Origin of the sequence: uncultured Aureimonas sp., assembly GCF_913775355.1 — a bacterium.
In the GTDB taxonomy this organism is placed as follows: Bacteria; Pseudomonadota; Alphaproteobacteria; order Rhizobiales; family Rhizobiaceae; genus Aureimonas.
Window position 1 is genome coordinate 1 of the sequence record NZ_CAJYIU010000266.1, and the last position, 16592, is coordinate 16592.

16 protein-coding genes and 1 pseudogene are annotated in these 16592 nt (G+C 69.0%); 14 read left to right on the forward strand and 3 right to left on the reverse strand.

Annotated features, from left to right (window positions below; all coding sequences use genetic code 11):
- The 11 genes and pseudogenes from QZ753_RS16160 to pnp all read left to right on the forward strand — a co-directional run.
- The coding region (locus tag QZ753_RS16160; protein WP_294645069.1) for a methionine adenosyltransferase domain-containing protein at positions 1-353 on the forward strand (353 nt) is incomplete at its 5' end.
- On the forward strand, positions 343-1056 hold the full coding sequence (locus tag QZ753_RS16165; RefSeq protein WP_294645070.1) for a tRNA (guanosine(46)-N(7))-methyltransferase TrmB: 714 nt from the start codon (positions 343-345) through the stop codon (positions 1054-1056). The genes QZ753_RS16160 and QZ753_RS16165, both read left to right, overlap by 11 nt.
- A 211-nt stretch (positions 1057-1267) precedes the next feature.
- On the forward strand, positions 1268-1876 hold the full coding sequence (rimP, locus tag QZ753_RS16170) for a ribosome maturation factor RimP (RefSeq protein WP_294645072.1): 609 nt from the start codon (positions 1268-1270) through the stop codon (positions 1874-1876).
- A 97-nt stretch (positions 1877-1973) separates the two neighbouring features.
- Positions 1974-3563 carry a transcription termination factor NusA gene (nusA, locus tag QZ753_RS16175; RefSeq protein ID WP_294645075.1) on the forward strand — a complete coding sequence of 530 codons (1590 nt, stop codon included), beginning with the start codon at positions 1974-1976 and terminating at the stop codon, positions 3561-3563.
- Between the two features lie 8 nt (positions 3564-3571).
- On the forward strand, positions 3572-4246 hold the full coding sequence (locus QZ753_RS16180; RefSeq protein ID WP_294645077.1) for an RNA-binding protein: 675 nt from the start codon (positions 3572-3574) through the stop codon (positions 4244-4246).
- 97 nt (positions 4247-4343) lie between these two features.
- A pseudogene (locus QZ753_RS21065) lies at positions 4344-4493 on the forward strand (translation initiation factor IF-2 associated domain-containing protein); the annotation flags it as partial.
- Positions 4494-4628: 135 nt separating this feature from the next.
- Positions 4629-7604 carry a translation initiation factor IF-2 gene (gene infB, locus QZ753_RS16185; RefSeq protein WP_367171522.1) on the forward strand — a complete coding sequence of 992 codons (2976 nt, stop codon included), beginning with the start codon at positions 4629-4631 and terminating at the stop codon, positions 7602-7604.
- A 129-nt stretch (positions 7605-7733) separates the two neighbouring features.
- Complete coding sequence (rbfA, locus tag QZ753_RS16190) at positions 7734-8153, forward strand: 30S ribosome-binding factor RbfA (RefSeq protein ID WP_294645080.1); 420 nt, start codon at positions 7734-7736, stop codon at positions 8151-8153.
- Complete coding sequence (gene truB, locus QZ753_RS16195) at positions 8153-9139, forward strand: tRNA pseudouridine(55) synthase TruB (RefSeq protein WP_294645082.1); 987 nt, start codon at positions 8153-8155, stop codon at positions 9137-9139. Before rbfA ends, truB begins: the two co-directional genes overlap by 1 nt.
- 162 nt (positions 9140-9301) lie before the next feature.
- Positions 9302-9571: a 30S ribosomal protein S15 gene (rpsO, locus tag QZ753_RS16200; protein ID WP_055893552.1), complete on the forward strand. Its 270-nt coding sequence runs from the start codon at positions 9302-9304 to the stop codon at positions 9569-9571.
- A 322-nt stretch (positions 9572-9893) separates the two neighbouring features.
- Complete coding sequence (gene pnp / locus QZ753_RS16205) at positions 9894-12026, forward strand: polyribonucleotide nucleotidyltransferase (RefSeq protein WP_294645085.1); 2133 nt, start codon at positions 9894-9896, stop codon at positions 12024-12026.
- Between the two features lie 138 nt (positions 12027-12164).
- Here pnp and QZ753_RS16210 read toward each other — a convergent pair whose 3' ends face one another.
- Entirely contained in the window at positions 12165-12593 is a 429-nt protein-coding gene (locus tag QZ753_RS16210) for an organic hydroperoxide resistance protein (protein ID WP_055893546.1), read from the reverse strand.
- A 125-nt stretch (positions 12594-12718) separates the two neighbouring features.
- Here QZ753_RS16210 and QZ753_RS16215 point away from each other — a divergent pair, with 125 nt between their 5' ends.
- The gene (locus QZ753_RS16215; protein WP_294645088.1) at positions 12719-13186 is read left to right on the forward strand and encodes a MarR family winged helix-turn-helix transcriptional regulator; all 468 of its coding nucleotides are present in this window, start codon (positions 12719-12721) and stop codon (positions 13184-13186) included.
- A gap of 4 nt (positions 13187-13190) precedes the next feature.
- Here QZ753_RS16215 and QZ753_RS16220 read toward each other — a convergent pair whose 3' ends face one another.
- Entirely contained in the window at positions 13191-14243 is a 1053-nt protein-coding gene (locus tag QZ753_RS16220; protein ID WP_294645089.1) for an aldo/keto reductase, read from the reverse strand.
- Positions 14244-14390: 147 nt separating this feature from the next.
- Between QZ753_RS16220 and QZ753_RS16225 the strand changes: the two genes are divergently transcribed.
- Positions 14391-15071, forward strand: a complete 681-nt coding sequence (locus QZ753_RS16225) for an alpha/beta hydrolase (RefSeq protein WP_294645091.1) — start codon at positions 14391-14393, stop codon at positions 15069-15071.
- An 8-nt stretch (positions 15072-15079) separates the two neighbouring features.
- A complete protein-coding gene (locus QZ753_RS16230; protein ID WP_294645093.1) occupies positions 15080-15736 on the forward strand; it encodes an HAD family phosphatase in 657 nt (218 codons plus the stop codon).
- A 7-nt stretch (positions 15737-15743) separates the two neighbouring features.
- On the opposite strand, the gene fabI is transcribed toward QZ753_RS16230, so the two are convergent.
- Positions 15744-16589, reverse strand: coding sequence for an enoyl-ACP reductase FabI (fabI, locus tag QZ753_RS16235; RefSeq protein WP_294645095.1), 846 nt, complete (start codon positions 16587-16589; stop codon positions 15744-15746).
- Positions 16590-16592: the final 3 nt, after the last annotated feature.

A 16592-nucleotide genomic window follows, 5' to 3' on the forward strand; every position in this document is an offset into this window, starting at 1 on the left:
ATCGCTCGGCGGCCTATGCCGCACGCTATCTCGCCAAGAACGTCGTCGCGGCCAATCTCGCCGAGCGCTGCACCATCCAGCTCTCCTACGCCATCGGCGTCGCCGAGCCGGTGTCGGTCTATGTCGACCTGCACGGCACCGGCAAGGTCGACGAGACGGCGCTCGAGAAGGCGCTGCGCGAGCTGATGGATCTCACGCCGCGTGGCATCCGCGAGCATCTCGACCTCGCGCGCCCGATCTACGCCAAGACCTCGGCCTACGGCCATTTCGGCCGCAAGCCCGGCCGCGACGGCTCGTTCTCCTGGGAGCGCACCGACCTCGTCGCCAAGCTGAAGGCGAAACTTGGCCGCTGAACGACGGACGAACGGCGAACGCACGCGCGTCCGGGAGAACTTCTTCGGGCGCTCGCGCGGCAAGACGCTGCGCCCGCTGCAGGCGGGGCTCTTGCGCGAGGCGCTGCCCTCGCTGGCGCTTGACCTCTCTCAGCGCGCACCGGCCGATCTGCGGACGCTTTTCTCGGCGCCCGTCGAGGCGGTGCGGCTCGAGATCGGGTTCGGCGGCGGCGAGCATCTGCATCTCGAATCCGGTCGTCACCCGGCCACCGGCTTTATCGGCGTCGAGCCCTTCGTCAACTCGATGGCCAAGATGCTGGTGGCGCTGGAGGAGGGCCCCCGCGCGAACCTTCGCCTCTTCGGCGACGACGCGACGCTGCTTCTCGACTGGCTGCCGGACGCCTCGCTCGACGGGATCGACCTCTTCTATCCCGACCCCTGGCCGAAGCGGAAACACTGGAAGCGTCGCTTCGTGAACCTGCGCACGCTCCAGCGCATGGCGCGTGTCCTGAAGCCCGGCGGGCGCTTCCGCTTCGCTTCCGACATCGAGACCTATGTCGACTGGACGCTGCAGCACCTGCGCGACCACCCCGCGTTCGCGTGGGAGGCGGACGGTCCGGCCGACTGGCACACGCCCTACGAAGGCTGGCCGGGCACGCGTTACGAGGCGAAGGCCCATCGCGAGGGTCGCAAGGGCGCCTACCTCACCTTCCGCCGCCTTTGACGGGAAGGGGGGCGACGGGAAGGGGGCGCTCGCCTTGCCATGGCGGCGCTTCGGCTGTATATGGGGTTCAAATTCTCTGCGATGCGATCGTGAGAGTGGGTCCTCCCGGTCCCGCTCTTTTTTGTTAGGGGCATAGCCTCGGCAGGAGATCCGGCGGTCGCCGCAGGCGGGACAGCTTCAGTGAGCGTCCCGAGGCACGACCGGAGACTTCGTGACGGACAAGCGCATCATCATCGAACAGGGCCTCGAAGGCCGCATCGCCGCCCTTCTGGAGCCCGTGATCGAGCAGCTCGGCTACCGCCTCGTGCGCATCCGCGTCTCGGCGATGAACGGCACGACGCTGCAGATCATGGCCGAGCGGCCGGACGGCTCGATGAGCGTCGAGGATTGCGAGGCGGTCTCTCGTGGCATCTCTCCGGTCCTCGACGTCGAGGACCCGATGGACCGGGCCTACCATCTCGAGATCTCCTCGCCCGGCATCGACCGTCCGCTGGTGCGTGTCGGCGACTTCGAAGCCTGGGCCGGCCAGCTGATGAAGTTGGAGACGACGCGCCTCGTCGCCAACCGCAAACGCTTCCGGGGGCGCATCTTGTCCGTGTCGGACGAGGGCTTCCGGCTGGAGCGTGACGCGGTGTCGGAGGGCGAGGACAAGATCGTCGAGGTGCCGTTCGATGCCCTGGCGGAGGCCCGGCTGATCCTGACCGACGACCTGATCGCGGCGTCCCTCAAGGCCGACAAGGCCGCGCGCAAGGCGAAGGGTCTGCCGATCGAGGACGAAGACGAGATGCCGGACGCAGCCGGAGCGCCCGGCGCGCATTGATGAGACGACGGGACGCGGCGCAACCAAGGGCGCCGGCTTCCCTTCCCGAAGGGCCGGAGCCTTGGATGCCCGGCGGCTTTCGACAGGAGACGTGAACATGGCAGTCAGTGCGAATCGACTCGAGCTTCTGCAGATCGCGGATGCCGTGGCGCGCGAGAAGTCGATCGATCGGGAGATCGTGATCGCCGCGATGGCGGACGCGATCCAGAAGGCCGCCCGCTCGCGCTATGGCCAGGAAACCAACATCCGTGTCGACATCAACACCAAGACCGGCGAGATGAAGCTGCAGCGCCTTCTCGAAGTGGTCGAGGAGGTCGAGGACCCCGCGACGCAGATCTATCTCGATCTCGCGCGCGACAAGAACCCCGACGCCGAGCCCGGCGACTTCATCGCCGAGCAGCTGCCGCCGATGGAGTTCGGCCGCATCGCCGCCCAGTCCGCCAAGCAGGTCATCGTGCAGAAGGTGCGCGAGGCCGAGCGCGACAAGCAGTACGACGAGTTCATCGGACGCGTGAACGAGATCGTCAACGGCACGGTGAAGCGCGTCGAGTACGGCAACGTCATCGTCGATCTCGGCAAGGGCGAGGGCATCATCCGACGCGACGAGCAGATCCCGCGCGAGCTCTTCCGCTACGGCGACCGCGTGCGCGCCTTCGTCTACGACGTGCGCCGCGAGCAGCGGGGCCCGCAGATCTTCTTGTCGCGCACCCATCCGCAGTTCATGGCGAAGCTTTTCACCATGGAAGTGCCGGAAATCTACGACGGCATCATCGAGATCAAGGCGGTCGCCCGTGATCCGGGCTCGCGCGCCAAGATCGCGGTGGTCAGCCGCGATTCGTCCGTCGATCCGGTCGGCGCCTGCGTCGGCATGCGCGGCAGCCGCGTCCAGGCCGTCGTCGGCGAACTTCAGGGCGAGAAGATCGACATCATTCCCTGGTCGCCGGACGCGGCCTCCTTCCTCGTCAATGCGCTGCAGCCGGCGGAAGTCGCCAAGGTCGTGCTCGACGAGGACGCCGAGCGCATTGAAGTCGTGGTCCCGGATGACCAGTTGAGCCTTGCGATCGGTCGTCGCGGCCAGAACGTGCGTCTCGCCTCGCAGCTCACCGGCTGGGACATCGACATCCTCACCGAAGAGGAAGAGTCGCAGCGTCGCCAGAAGGAGTTCACCGAGCGCTCGGCCCTCTTCATGGACGCCCTGAACGTCGACGAGATGGTCGGCCAGCTCCTGGCGTCGGAAGGCTTTGCGAGCGTCGAGGAAGTCGCCTACGTCGACAATTCCGAGGTCGCCTCGATCGAGGGCTTCGACGAGGACACGGCGGCCGAGATCCAGAACCGCGCAAAAGAGTTCCTCGACCAGCGCGAGAAGGATCTCGACGACAAGCGCCGCGCGCTCGGCGTCGAGGACGATCTTCGCCAGGTCGAGGGCCTGACGACGGCCATGCTCGTCGCGCTTGGCGAGGACGGCGTGAAGAGCGTCGAAGACTTCGCGGGCTGCGCGGCCGACGATCTCGTCGGCTGGACCGAGCGCAAGGACGGCGAGACGAAGAAGTTCACCGGCGCGCTCTCGGCCTTCGACGTGAGCCGTCAGGACGCCGAGGCGATGATCATGCAGGCCCGCGTGATGGCCGGCTGGGTCGAGGCGGATGCGCCGGCGGCCGAAGGTGACGACGAGGCCGAGGAGGCCTGAGCGAGCGAATGATCGAGGGCGACGACGCGGACCTGGAGGCGGCGGTGATGAATGGGCGCATGTGCATCGTGTCCCGCCGCTCCCTGCCGGCCGACGCCCTGATCCGCTTCGTCGCCGGCCCGGACGGGCAGGTCGTGCCGGACCTCAAGCGCCGGCTGCCGGGACGCGGCGCCCACATCGAGGCGCGGCGCTCGGTGGTCGAGACGGCGATGAAGCGCAAGCTTCTGCCGCGGGCCCTGAAGCGCGAGCTGAGGGGAACCGAAACGCTGGCCGACGATTTGGAAGCGCTTCTGGTGCGCTCGGCGGCAGGCGCTCTGGCGCTGGCCCGCAAGGCCGGCCAGCTGACGACCGGGTGGACCAAGGTCGATGCCGCGCTTCGGGGCGGCAAGGCTCTCGCGGTCCTCCACGCCTCGGACGGCGCGGCGGACGGAATACGAAAGCTCGACGGGGCGCGTTATGCGCGGGCCGCCGAGACGGGGGGGCGGCTGGTGCCGGCCTACCAGTCGCTCACCGCCGACGAAATCGGTTTGGCCATGGGCGACCAGAATGTGATACACGCGGCCATCTTGCCCGGTGGAGCTGGAGCGGCCCTGATCGAGCGCCTCGATGCGCTGGAGACCTACCGGGGCGCGAGCGCCCGGGAAACCAACGAAGCGGATGCCGGCCACCCGCCGGCTTCGTGAAGCCACCATTAAGATCAACGGCTGAGCACGGTTGAAAAATGCTCTAGGCACGGATAGTGGCGCGGGGAACAAACCCGCGCAGGAAGCGGAAGCGGTAATGAGCGATACGAAATCGGGCGATGACAAGACGCTGAGCGTCATCCCGAAGAAGACCCTGACCCTGAAGCCGAGCGGCAGCGTTTCGCAGTCGACGGTGCGGCAGAACTTCTCGCACGGGCGCACGAAGAGCGTCGTCGTGGAGACCAAGAAGCGCAAGTTCTCGGTCCCCGGCGAAGCGGCCAAGGATGCGCCCGCGGCGGCCGAGCCCGCAGCGGCGCCTGCAGCACCTGCGCCCGCACCGGCCGCGGCGGCTCCCGCACGACCGGCCCTGACGCCCGCGCAGATGGCGGCGCTCGAGCATGCGGCCAAGAACCCGCAGGCGCCTGTCACCCCCGATCGCCCCGTCGCGCCCGCGGCCCCTGCCGAGCCGGTCGCCAAGGCACCCGAGGCGGCGCCTGCCGCACCCGCTGCCGAACCTGTCTCGGCCGAGCCCGCACCGGCGCCCGCGCCGGCCGCCGCCGCCCCTGCCGCGCCCGTCGTCGAGGCTCCGGCCGCGACGCCGAGCGTCTCCACGCCCCCTTCCGAACCCGAGTCACCGAAGCCTTCCTTGAGCGATACCGCCAAAACCGCCGCTCCTGCGGCCACCACGACCACCGCTCCGACCGCCGCCGCGGCGGCGCCGCGTGCCCCGCAGGGCTCCGCGCAGCGCCCCGGTGCCCCGGCGCCCGCCCGTCCCGCCACCGGCGGTCCGGCCGGCGCGCAGCGTCCGGGCCAGCCTGCACGCCCCGGCTATGCCGGCTCGCAGGCCGGTCGCCCCGGCGCGCCGAGCCAGCAGCGCCCCGGCCAGCCCGCGCAGGCCGGTCGTCCGGGCCAGCCGGGCGGTCGCGACGATCGCCGCGGTCCCGCCCCGGCGGCTGCCGCGCCCGGTGCCCGCCAGCCGCGCGGTGCGGTCCTCTCGGATCTGTCGTCCAAGGAGATGGATGCGCGTCGCCGCGCCTTGATCCTCGCACAGCAGCGTGAGGCCGAAGACCGCCGCCTGTTCCAGATCGAGGAGGCGCGCCGCGTCGCCGAGGACGAGCGCCGCCGCGCCGAGCGCGAGGAATCTGAGCGCCGTCAGGCCGAGGAGACCGCGCGTCTCGAGCTCGAGGCTGCCGCCCGCAAGAAGGCCGAGGAGGACGCGGCCCGCCGCGCCGCCAACAAGCCGGCCGCCCGTCCGGGCGGCGCGAAGGCCAATGTCAACGTCATCCCCGGCCCGCCGCCGGTGGACGACGGTCTCGGCCTGCGCCCGGCCGGTCGCACCGACCTCACCAAGAAGACGCGCGCCGACGACGAGGACGACCGTCGTCGTCCGGGCGCGGCCCGTGGCCCGGCGCGTGCGCCGGCTGCCGACGCCGCCAAGCCGACGCGTGCGCGCACCGGCGACGACCGCCGCGGCGCCGGCCGCGTCAATGTCGAGCGTGCGCTGTCCGACGAGGATGCGCGCGGCCGCTCGCTGTCGTCGATGCGTCGGCGTCAGGAGAAGTTCAAGCGCTCGCAGCAGAACCAGACCCGCGAGAAGATTGCCCGCGAAGTGATTATCCCCGAGACCATCACCATCCAGGAACTCGCCAACCGCATGTCGGAGCGGGCCGTGGACGTCATCAAGTTCCTGATGGCGCAGGGTCAGATGATGAAGCCGGGCGACGTGATCGACGCCGATCTCGCCGAGATCATCGCGTCTGAGTTCGGTCACACGGTTCGCCGCGTGGCGGAATCGGACGTCGAGACCGGCATGTTCGACGTGGCGAGCGATCCCGAGAAGCTCGTCACGCGCCCGCCGGTCGTCACAATCATGGGCCATGTCGACCACGGCAAGACCTCGCTCCTTGACGCGATCCGCAAGACCAGCGTCGTGTCGGGCGAAGCCGGCGGCATCACGCAGCACATCGGCGCCTATCAGGTCGAGCAGAACGGGCAGAAGATCTCGTTCATCGATACGCCGGGCCACGCCGCCTTCACGGCGATGCGTGCCCGCGGCGCCCAGGCGACCGACATCGCGATCCTCGTGGTGGCGGCCGACGACAGCGTCATGCCGCAGACGATCGAGTCGATCAGCCACGCGAAGGCGGCCGGCGTGCCGATCATCGTGGCGATCAACAAGATCGACAAGCCGGCCGCCGACGCCCAGAAGGTCCGCACGCAGCTCCTCCAGCACGAGGTGTTCGTCGAATCCATGGGTGGTGAGGTGCTCGACGTCGAGGTTTCGGCCAAGGCCGGCACCAACCTCGACAAGCTTCTCGAGGCGATCCTGCTGCAGGCCGAAATCCTCGACCTCAAGGCCGACCCCGACCGCACCGCCGAAGGCGTGGTGATCGAGGCCCAGCTCGACCGCGGTCGCGGCCCGGTGGCGACGACGCTCGTCCAGGCCGGTACGCTGCGCGTCGGCGACATCGTGGTCGCCGGCGACCAGTGGGGCCGCGTGCGCGCGCTGGTCAACGACCAGGGCAAGCAGATGAAGGAGGCCGGTCCGTCGACCCCGGTCGAGGTCCTCGGCATGCAGGGCACGCCGCTCGCCGGCGATCGCTTCGCGGTGGTCAAGGACGAGGCGCAGGCCCGCGAGATCACCGAGTACCGCCAGCGCCTGACGCGCGAGAAGGCGGTCGCCAAGTCGGCCGGTCAGCGCGGCTCGCTCGAGCAGATGATGAACCAGCTGCAGTCAAGCGGCCTCAAGACCTTCCCGCTGCTCGTCAAGGGCGACGTGCAGGGCTCGGTCGAGGCGATCGGGACGGCTCTCGAAAAGCTCGGCACGGACGAGGTGCAGGCGCGCATCGTCCATTCGGGCGCGGGTGCCATCACCGAGTCGGACGTCCAGCTGGCCGCCACCTCGAACGCCGCGATCATCGGCTTCAACGTGCGTGCCAACGCGCAGGCCCGTCAGCTCGCCGAGCGCGAGGGGATCGAGATCCGCTACTACAACATCATCTACGACCTCGTGGATGACGTGAAGCAGGCGATGTCGGGCCTCCTGTCGCCCGAGCGGCGCGAGACGTTCCTCGGCAATGCCGAAATCCTGGAGGTGTTCCACATCACCAAGATCGGCAAGGTCGCGGGCTGCCGCGTCACGGAAGGCAAGGTCGAGCGCGGTGCGGGCGTGCGCCTCATCCGCGACGGCGTGGTCATCCACGAAGGCACGCTCAAGACGCTCAAGCGCTTCAAGGACGAAGTCGCCGAGGTGCCGGGCGGCCAGGAGTGCGGCATGGCCTTCCAGAACTACGAGGATATTCGCGTCGGCGATATCATCGAGAACTTCCGCGTGGAGCACATCGCCCGCACGCTCTGATCCCCAGACGGCGGTCCTCGAGGGGGCCGCCCGACCGGACAAAATGCGCAAAGCCCGGCGGCGACGCCGGGCTTTGCAGTTGCGTTCGCACGAGGGACGATGCGGCCTCCCGCCTAGGAGCAACCAGCCATGGCCAAGCATACCAAAGCCCCGAAAGGGCCCTCGCAGCGTCAGCTGTCGGTGGGCGAGAAGGTCCGCCACGCACTGACCGAAACGCTGCAGCGTCGCGAGATCCTGGACCCGCTCCTCGAAAACGCCGTGATCAGCGTGACGGAAGTGCGCATGAGCCCCGATCTGAAGCTCGCCACCGCCTATGTCACGGTGTTCGGGCAGGAGAAGGTGGACCCCTACGTGCAGGCCCTCAACGGCCACGCGCGGTTCCTGCGGGGGCGGCTGACGCCGGCGCTCAGGCAGATGAAGTACATGCCGGAGGTCCGCTTCCGGCAGGACGACAGTTTCGACAACTATGCCCGGATCGACGCGCTCCTGCGCTCGCCGGAGGTCCTGCGCGACACGCAAGGGACGGCAGACGACGAGGACGACAACTGATGGCACGTCGCGGGAAGAAGCCGAAGGGCCGCCCGATTTCCGGCTGGGTGATCTTCGACAAGCCGAAAGGCATGGGCTCCACGGAAGCCGTCTCGAAGATCAAGTGGCTCTATTTCGCGCAGAAGGCGGGACACGCCGGCACGCTCGACCCGCTGGCGTCCGGCATGCTGCCGATCGCGTTGGGCGACGCGACGAAGACCGTGCCCTTCGTGATGGACGGGCAGAAGACCTATCGCTTTACCGTGTCCTGGGGCGCGGAGACGACGACCGACGACACGGAGGGCCCGGTGGTCAACGCCTCCGACCGCCGGCCGTCCCGCGCCGACATCGAGACGCTTCTGCCGAACTACACCGGTGAGATCTCCCAGGTGCCGCCGGCCTTCTCGGCGATCAAGATCGAGGGCGAGCGCGCCTACGATCTGGCGCGCGCCGGCGAGACCGTCGAGATCGCCGCGCGCACCGTGACGGTGCACCGGCTGGCGATCGTTGAGATGCCCGACGCCTCGACCACGACCTTCGAGGCCGAATGCGGCAAGGGCACCTATGTCAGAGCCATCGCTCGCGACCTCGGGCGCGACCTCGGCTGCTTCGGCCACATCACCGAGCTTCGCCGGGTGCGCGTCGGCTCGTTCGACGAGGACGACATGGTCACGCTCGACGAACTGATGGATGCGGCCGAAGAGGGGCTGGAGGAGCTGACGCCGGAGGCGGCGGAAGCGGGCGCGCGCGCGCGCATCACCGACTTCACCGCGCTCGACGAGATCGTTCTGGACGCGGCGACCGCGCTCTCGGACCTCTACGAGGTGACGCTCACCGACGATCAGGCGGGGCGGGTGCTGTCGGGCAATCCGGTGCTCCTGCGCGGCCGCGATGCGCCGGCCTTCTGCGACGAAGCCTATGCCACAGGTCATGGGCGGCTCGTCGCGATCGGCTCGATCGACCAGGGCTCGTTCCACCCCAAGCGCGTCTTCGGCGGTCGCGGCTAGAACGCGGCCCATCCGTTCCGGGCTGGCATTCCCTGCGGAATGCGCCTATACCCGCCCCGCGTGCCCGGCCGTTCCGACCGGGCCTCGCATCATGGCCCTGGCTGGACGACATCCCGGCTAGGGCGTCCCAACCCTCCAGATTCTCCAAGAAAGGGATATACGATGTCGATCACGCTCGAGCGCAAAGCCGAACTCATGAAGGAATACGGCACCAAGGAAGGCGACACCGGTTCGCCCGAGGTGCAGGTCGCCCTTCTGTCGGAGCGCATCGCCAACCTGACCGAACACTTCAAGGGCCACAAGAAGGACAACCACTCGCGTCGTGGCCTTCTCAAGATGGTGTCCCAGCGTCGCCGCCTCCTCGACTACCTGAAGGAGCGCGAGGAAGAGCGCTACACCGCGCTGATCGGCCGTCTCGGCCTGCGTCGCTAAATCCGTCATTCGGCGCGGCGCTCAAGGGTCCGTGAGCGCCGCGCCCGCATTTCGAACCAGCTTCTCCCGCCCCGGCGGGGAAAGCCTGTCCCGGCCGGCTGCTCCATCGAGCGCCGCGCCAGAGAGCCCAACGCTCATGGGGCAGGATTGCCGGATGCTTCCCGGCATGATCCCGACGGCCGTGCGCCGGACGGAACCCATCGTGCCCGGGCGCCGCTGACCTCTAGCCGCGCCGCGACCGGAAGCCTCCCGCCGTCTTGCCCATGCGCGTTTCCCTTTGCCCGGCCGCGATCCGTCGCGGCGCAGACACGAGGCCTATCGCATGTTCAATACCCACAAGGTCGAGATCGAATGGGGCGGCCGCACGCTGACCCTCGAAACCGGCAAGATCGCCCGTCAGGCCGACGGCGCAGTGCTCGCCACCTACGGCGAGACCGCCGTGCTCGCGACCGTCGTCTCGGCCAAGGCCCCCAAGCCCGGCTTCGACTTCTTCCCGCTGACCGTCAACTACCAGGAAAAGGCGTTCGCCGCCGGCAAGATCCCGGGCGGCTACTTCAAGCGCGAGGGCCGTCCCTCCGAGAAGGAAACGCTGGTCTCGCGCCTGATCGACCGTCCGATCCGCCCGCTCTTTGCGGAAGGCTACAAGAACGACACGCAGGTCGTCGTCACCGTCCTGCAGCATGACCTCGAGAACGACCCGGACGTCCTCGCGATGGTCGCGGCCTCCGCGGCGCTGACGCTGTCCGGCGTGCCCTTCATGGGTCCGATCGGCGGCGCGCGCGTCGGCTACATCAACGGCGAGTTCAAGCTGAATCCGCATGTCGACGAGATGGGCGAGTCCAAGCTCGACCTCGTGGTCGCCGGCACGCAGGACGCCGTGCTGATGGTGGAGTCCGAGGCACACGAGCTCGACGAAGAGACGATGCTCGGCGCCGTCATGTTCGGTCACAAGGGCTTCCAGCCGGTGATCGAGGCGATCATCAAGCTCGCCGAGCATGCCGCCAAGGAGCCGCGCAACCACACGGTGCCCGATCACTCGGCGCTCGAAAGCGAGATGCTGGGTCTGGCCGAGGCCGAGCTGCGCGACGCCTACAAGAACACCGACAAGCAGGCCCGCTACGCCGCCGTCGACGCGGTGAAGGCCAAGGTCATGGCGCACTTCCTGCCCGAGGGTCAGGACCCGAAGGCGCCGAAGGAAGACGTCGGTACGGTCTTCAAGGAGCTCCAGGCCAAGATCGTGCGCTGGAACATCCTCGACACCAAGAGCCGCATCGACGGGCGCGACCTGTCGACCGTGCGCCAGATCGTCTCCGAGGCCGGCATCCTGCCGCGCACCCACGGCTCGGCGCTCTTCACGCGCGGCGAGACGCAGGCGCTGGTGGTGGCGACCCTCGGCACCGGCGAGGACGAGCAGTACGTCGACAGCCTGACGGGCACCTACAAGGAGACCTTCCTCCTTCACTACAACTTCCCCCCGTACTCGGTCGGCGAGACGGGCCGCATGGGTTCGCCCGGCCGCCGCGAGATCGGTCACGGCAAGCTCGCCTGGCGCGCCATCCGCCCGATGCTGCCGGCCAAGGAAGCCTTCCCCTACACGATCCGCGCCGTCTCGGAAGTGACGGAGTCCAACGGTTCGTCCTCGATGGCGACCGTCTGCGGCACCTCGCTGGCGCTGATGGACGCCGGCGTTCCGCTGGCGCGCCCGGTGGCCGGCATCGCCATGGGCCTCATCCTCGAGGGTGAGCGCTTCGCGGTCCTGTCCGACATCCTCGGCGACGAGGACCACCTCGGCGACATGGACTTCAAGGTGGCCGGCACCGACCGGGGCATCACCTCGCTGCAGATGGACATCAAGATCCAGGGCATCACCGAGGAGATCATGAAGATCGCCCTCGAGCAGGCCAAGGGCGGCCGCGAGCACATTCTCGCCGAGATGAACAAGGCGCTGGGGTCGGCCCGCGCCGAGCTCGGCGAGTTCGCGCCGCGCATCGAGGTCATGCAGATCCCGACCGACAAGATCCGCGACGTGATCGGCTCGGGCGGCAAGGTGATCCGCGAGATCGTCGAGAAGACCGGCGCCAAGATCAACATCGAGGACGACGGCACCGTGAAGATCGCCTCGTCCTCCGGCAAGGAGATCGAGGCCGCCAAGAAGTGGATCCACTCGATCGTGGCCGAGCCGGAAGTCGGCGAGATCTACGAGGGTACGGTGGTGAAGTGCGTCGAGTTCGGCGCCTTCGTGAACTTCTTCGGCTCGCGCGACGGCCTCGTCCACATCTCGCAGCTGGCCGCCGACCGCGTTCAGAAGACGCAGGACGTCGTCAAGGAGGGTCAGAAGGTCTGGGTCAAGCTCATGGGCTTCGACGAGCGCGGCAAGGTCCGCCTCTCCATGAAGGTCGTCGATCAGGCGACCGGCGAGGAGATCAAGAAGGCCAAGGAAGACGACGCGGAGTAATCCCGTCGTCCTCACAGCGATCGAAGGGGCGGCCCATGGGCCACCCCTTTTCGTTCGGGAAAAGGGGTGCCCACCGCGAGACGAAAAGGCCCCGGCGGAGCGTCCGCCGGGGCCTTTTCTCGCGCGATCGCGATGCGGTCAGACGATGGTCAGGCCGACGTCGAGATTGTTGCGGGTGGCGTTGGAATAGGGGCAGACCTGATGGGCGGTGTCGACGAGCTTCTGCGCGTCGGCGCGGTCGAGGCCGGGCAGCGAGATCGTGAGATCGGCGGTGATGCCGTAGCCGCCTTCCGAGCGCGGGCCGAAGCCGATCTCGGCGGTCACCGTCGCATCGTTCGGCACCTTCACGCCGACCTTCGAGGACACGGCGCGCATGGCGCCGAGGAAGCAGGCGGAGTAACCGGCGGCGAACAGCTTCTCCGGGTTGGCGCCGTCGCCGCCCGGTCCGCCCATCTCCTTCGGGACGACGAGGTTCAGGTCGAGGTTGCCGTCCTCGGAGCGGACGTGGCCGTCACGGCCGCCGCCGGAGGCCGTGGCGCGGGTCTTGTAGATCGTGTCGACGGGCATGGAACCTTCTCCTCGTTGGCGCAATTGGTTATCGCGATAAACGCCAACTTAGAGGCCGGCCCGACTCTTGTCCAGCGGAAAACTATCGTGATAAATAAAAACCGCACCGGACCGAGGCTGAAACCATGACGCGCGCGAACTCGCCGCTCCCGCTCGACGACCATCTGTGTTTCGCGCTCTACGGCGCGTCGATGGCGATCGGCCGGCTCTATAAGCCGATCCTCGACGAGTGGGGCATCACCTACCCGCAGTACCTGACGCTGTCGGTCCTGTGGGAGGCGGACGGCCAGCGCGTCGGCGACCTCGCGTCCCGATTGGACCTCGAGCCGAGCACGATGACCCCGCTGGTGACGCGCCTGGCCGCGTCGGGCTTCGTGACGCGCGAGCGCGACACGGCCGACGCGCGGCAGGTCATCGTGCGGCTGACCGACGCTGGCCGCGATCTCGCCGACCGCAGCCGCTGTCTCGGAGAAGCGCTGGTGTCCGCGGCCGGACTGTCGCTCGATCGGCTGCGGGAGATGACCGCGGACGCGCGGCGGCTGCGCGACGCGGTGGCCGGTCGGGGCGGGGATGCCGCCCCGACCGGGAACTGACGGCTCAAGGGGCCGGGTTGCCGTAGCGCTGGTGCAGGCCGTCCACCGCGTCCTGCATCTCCGCGGTCCACGCGACGTCCTCGGCGGCGAGGCATTCGTCGAGTTGCGCCATCGTCGTCGCGCCGATGATCGAGGCCGTGACGAAGTCCTGCGCCAGCACGAAGGCGTTGGCGAAGGTGGCCGGCGCCAGGCCGAACTCGCGCGCGAGGGCCACATAGGCGGCGACCGCCTCCGCCGTGCCCGGCTTCTCGTATCGCTGCAGTCGATCGAACAGCGCTTTGCGCGAGCCGGCGGGGCGTGCGCCGCCGGCATACTTGCCCGTGAGGTATCCTTGCGCCAGCGGCGAGTAGGCGAGGAGGCCGATGCCCTCGCGCACGGCGATCTCGGCCTGCGCCGTCTCGAAGGTGCGGTTCAAGAGGTTGTAGGCGTTCTGGATGCTCGCCATGCGCGGCGCTCGGCCGGCGTCGGCGAGCGTCAGCCAGCGCATCGTGCCCCAGGCGCTCTCGTTCGACAGGCCGGCGTGGCGGATCTTGCCGTCCCGCACGAGGTCCTGGAAGACGTCCGCCGTTTCCTCGATCGCCACCTCGTCCAGAACGGGATCGGGCGTCTTCCAGCGCGTCGGCACCGAGCCGAAGCCCGCGGTCGGGCGGTCCGGCCAGTGGATCTGGTAGAGGTCGATGCAGTCGATGCCGAGGCGCTTCAGCGACCCCTCGACGGCTTCGACGACATTGCGACGGTCGAGGCGCGGCTCCGAACCGTCGGCGCGGAACCAGGTCGAGGTGGAGCGGCCGACGACCTTGGTCGCGATCACCATGCGGTCGCGATTGCCGCGCGCCCGCAGCCACGAGGCGATATAGGCTTCCGTGCGCCCCTGCGTCTCCGCCTTCGGGGGAATGGGGTAGAGCTCGGCGGCGTCGAGGAAGTTGACGCCGCGCTCCACGGCGCGGTCGAGCTGCTCGTGCGCGTCGCCTTCGGTGTTCTGTTCGCCAAAGGTCATGGTGCCGAGGCAGATCCGGCTGACGCGCAGATCCGTGCGCCCGAGCGGTCGTTGCTGCATGATGGGTTCCGAGAGCGTAGGGTGAGGGGGAGGGGTGTTCGCTTTCGCTTTAGACCCGCGCCGCTCCGGCGGCAACGGCGGGGCTGTCATCGCATCCTCATGCCCGTGCCCTACATCAGGGCACCCATCCCGACCGCCGGAGTGTCCATGCGCCTGATCCTCGTGCCCGCCTTCGCCTGCGACGGCGATCTCTACGAGCCGTTGATCGCGCTCCTGCGGCCTGACTTCGACTGCCGCACGGTGGTGCCGGCCGCGCCCGACATGGCGGCCTGCGCCCGCGAGATCGTGGACGCCGCGGAGGGCAAGCCGTTCATCGTCGCCGGGACGTCGTTCGGCGGGCATGTCGCGCGCGAGGCGGCGCTGGCCGCGCCTTCGCTGGTCCAGGGCCTCGTGGTCATGGGCGCGGCGCCGCAGGGGCCGGCGAGCCGCGAGCCGTTCGACCGCCGCCGCGCGGCGATCGAGGCGGACGGCGGGGCGGAGATGCTGGAGGACATGGCGCGTGCGATCGTCTACGAGCCGGACGGGCGCGGCCAGGAGGCGGCCGACATCTTCCGCGCGATGGCCGCACGCGCCGGCATCGACCGGCTTCTTGCCCAGAACGAGGCGCTGATGACGCGGCCCGACCGCACGGCGGACCTCCAGCGCCTCGCCTGCCGCTCGCTTCTCGTCTGGGGGGAGGCGGACAGCTTCTCCGCGCCGGACGCCGGGCGCGCGATGGCGGAGGCGATGCCCGACGCGGAGTTCATGCTTCTGGAGGAGTGCGGGCACCTGCCGAGCCTCGAGGCGCCGATGCGGGTCGCCGCCGCGATCCGCGCGCGCTTCGCCTGAGAGGGGTCGTGCCCGATCTCGTCATCTTCGACTGCGACGGGGTGCTGGTCGACAGCGAGCATCTGGCCGGTGAAGCGTTGATCGCGCTGCATCGGGCGCATGGGATCGCAGTGTCGGGCGAGCTTTTTGCCACCATTATCGGCATGAAGACCGTCGACGGGCTGGCGGCGCTCGCCGCCGTAACGGGTCGAGCGCTACCGCCGGGCGCGGAGGCCGATCTCTGGCCGGCGACGGCGGCGGTGTTTCGCGAGCGGCTGAGGCCCTGCGAGGGCGTCGTCGGCCTTCTCGCCGTCTCCGACCTTCGTCGCTGCGTCGCCTCGTCCTCGCATCCCGACCGCCTGCGCCTCAGCCTCCGCGTCACCGGGCTCGACGCCTACTTTCCGGACGATGCGGTGTTTTCGGCATCGGAAGTCCGGCGCGGCAAGCCGGCGCCGGACCTCTTCCTCCACGCGAGCGCGCGCATGGGTGCCGATCCCCGCCGCTGCGTCGTCATCGAGGATTCGCGCTTCGGGATCACCGCCGCCAAGGCCGCCGGGATGACGGCCATCGGCTATACCGGCGCGAGCCACATGGGGCCGGCGGCGGCGGAGGCGCTTCGGGCGGCGGGCGCCGACCATGTATCGGCCTCAATGGCGGAGATCGGCGAGCGTCTCCGCCAGGATTGAAGACCGGTCAGCCGGCGGTGGCTGGATCCACCTCGCCGGCGATCTCGGCCCGGCGCTCCTGCGCCTTCAATTCGTCGAGCGCAGGCATCGACATGATGTTGTAGCCGGCATCGACGTAGTGGACCTCGCCGGTGACGCCTCGCGACAGGTCGGACAGGAGGTAGAGCGTCGAGTTGCCGACCTCCTCGTGCGTCACGTTGCGGCGCATCGGCGAGTTGCGGCGCTGATAGTTCAGCATCAGGCGCGCGTCGGAGACGCCCGCACCCGCCAGCGTGCGCAAGGGGCCTGCCGAGACGGCGTTGACGCGGATGTCGCGGGGGCCGAAATCGGCCGCGAGGTAGCGCACCGAGGCTTCCAGCGCGGCCTTGGCGACGCCCATCACGTTGTAGTTCGGCATGACGCGCATCGAGCCGCCATAGGTCAGCGTCACCATCGAGCCGCCCTCGTTCATGATCGCGGCCGCGCGCTTGGCGACCTCGGTGAACGAGAAGCAGGAGATCACCATCGTCCGCGTGAAGTTCTCGCGCGTCGTGTCGGCGTAGAGGCCCTTCAGCTCGTTCTTGTCGGAGAAGCCGATGGCATGAACCACGAAGTCGATGCGCCCCCACGCCTTTTCGAGCGTGGCGAAGAGGTTGTCGACCGAGGCGATGTCCTCAACGTCGCAATCGACGAGAAGGGTGGAGCCGATCTCGGCGGCGAGCGGCCGAAGCCGCTTGCCGAAGGCCTCGCCCTGGTAGCTGAAGCCGATCTCGGCGCCTTGGGCGGCGAGCGAGCGCGCCGCGCCCCAGGCGATCGAGTTGTGGTTGGCGACGCCCATTACGAGGCCGCGCTTGCCCGTCATCAGTCCGGTCATCAG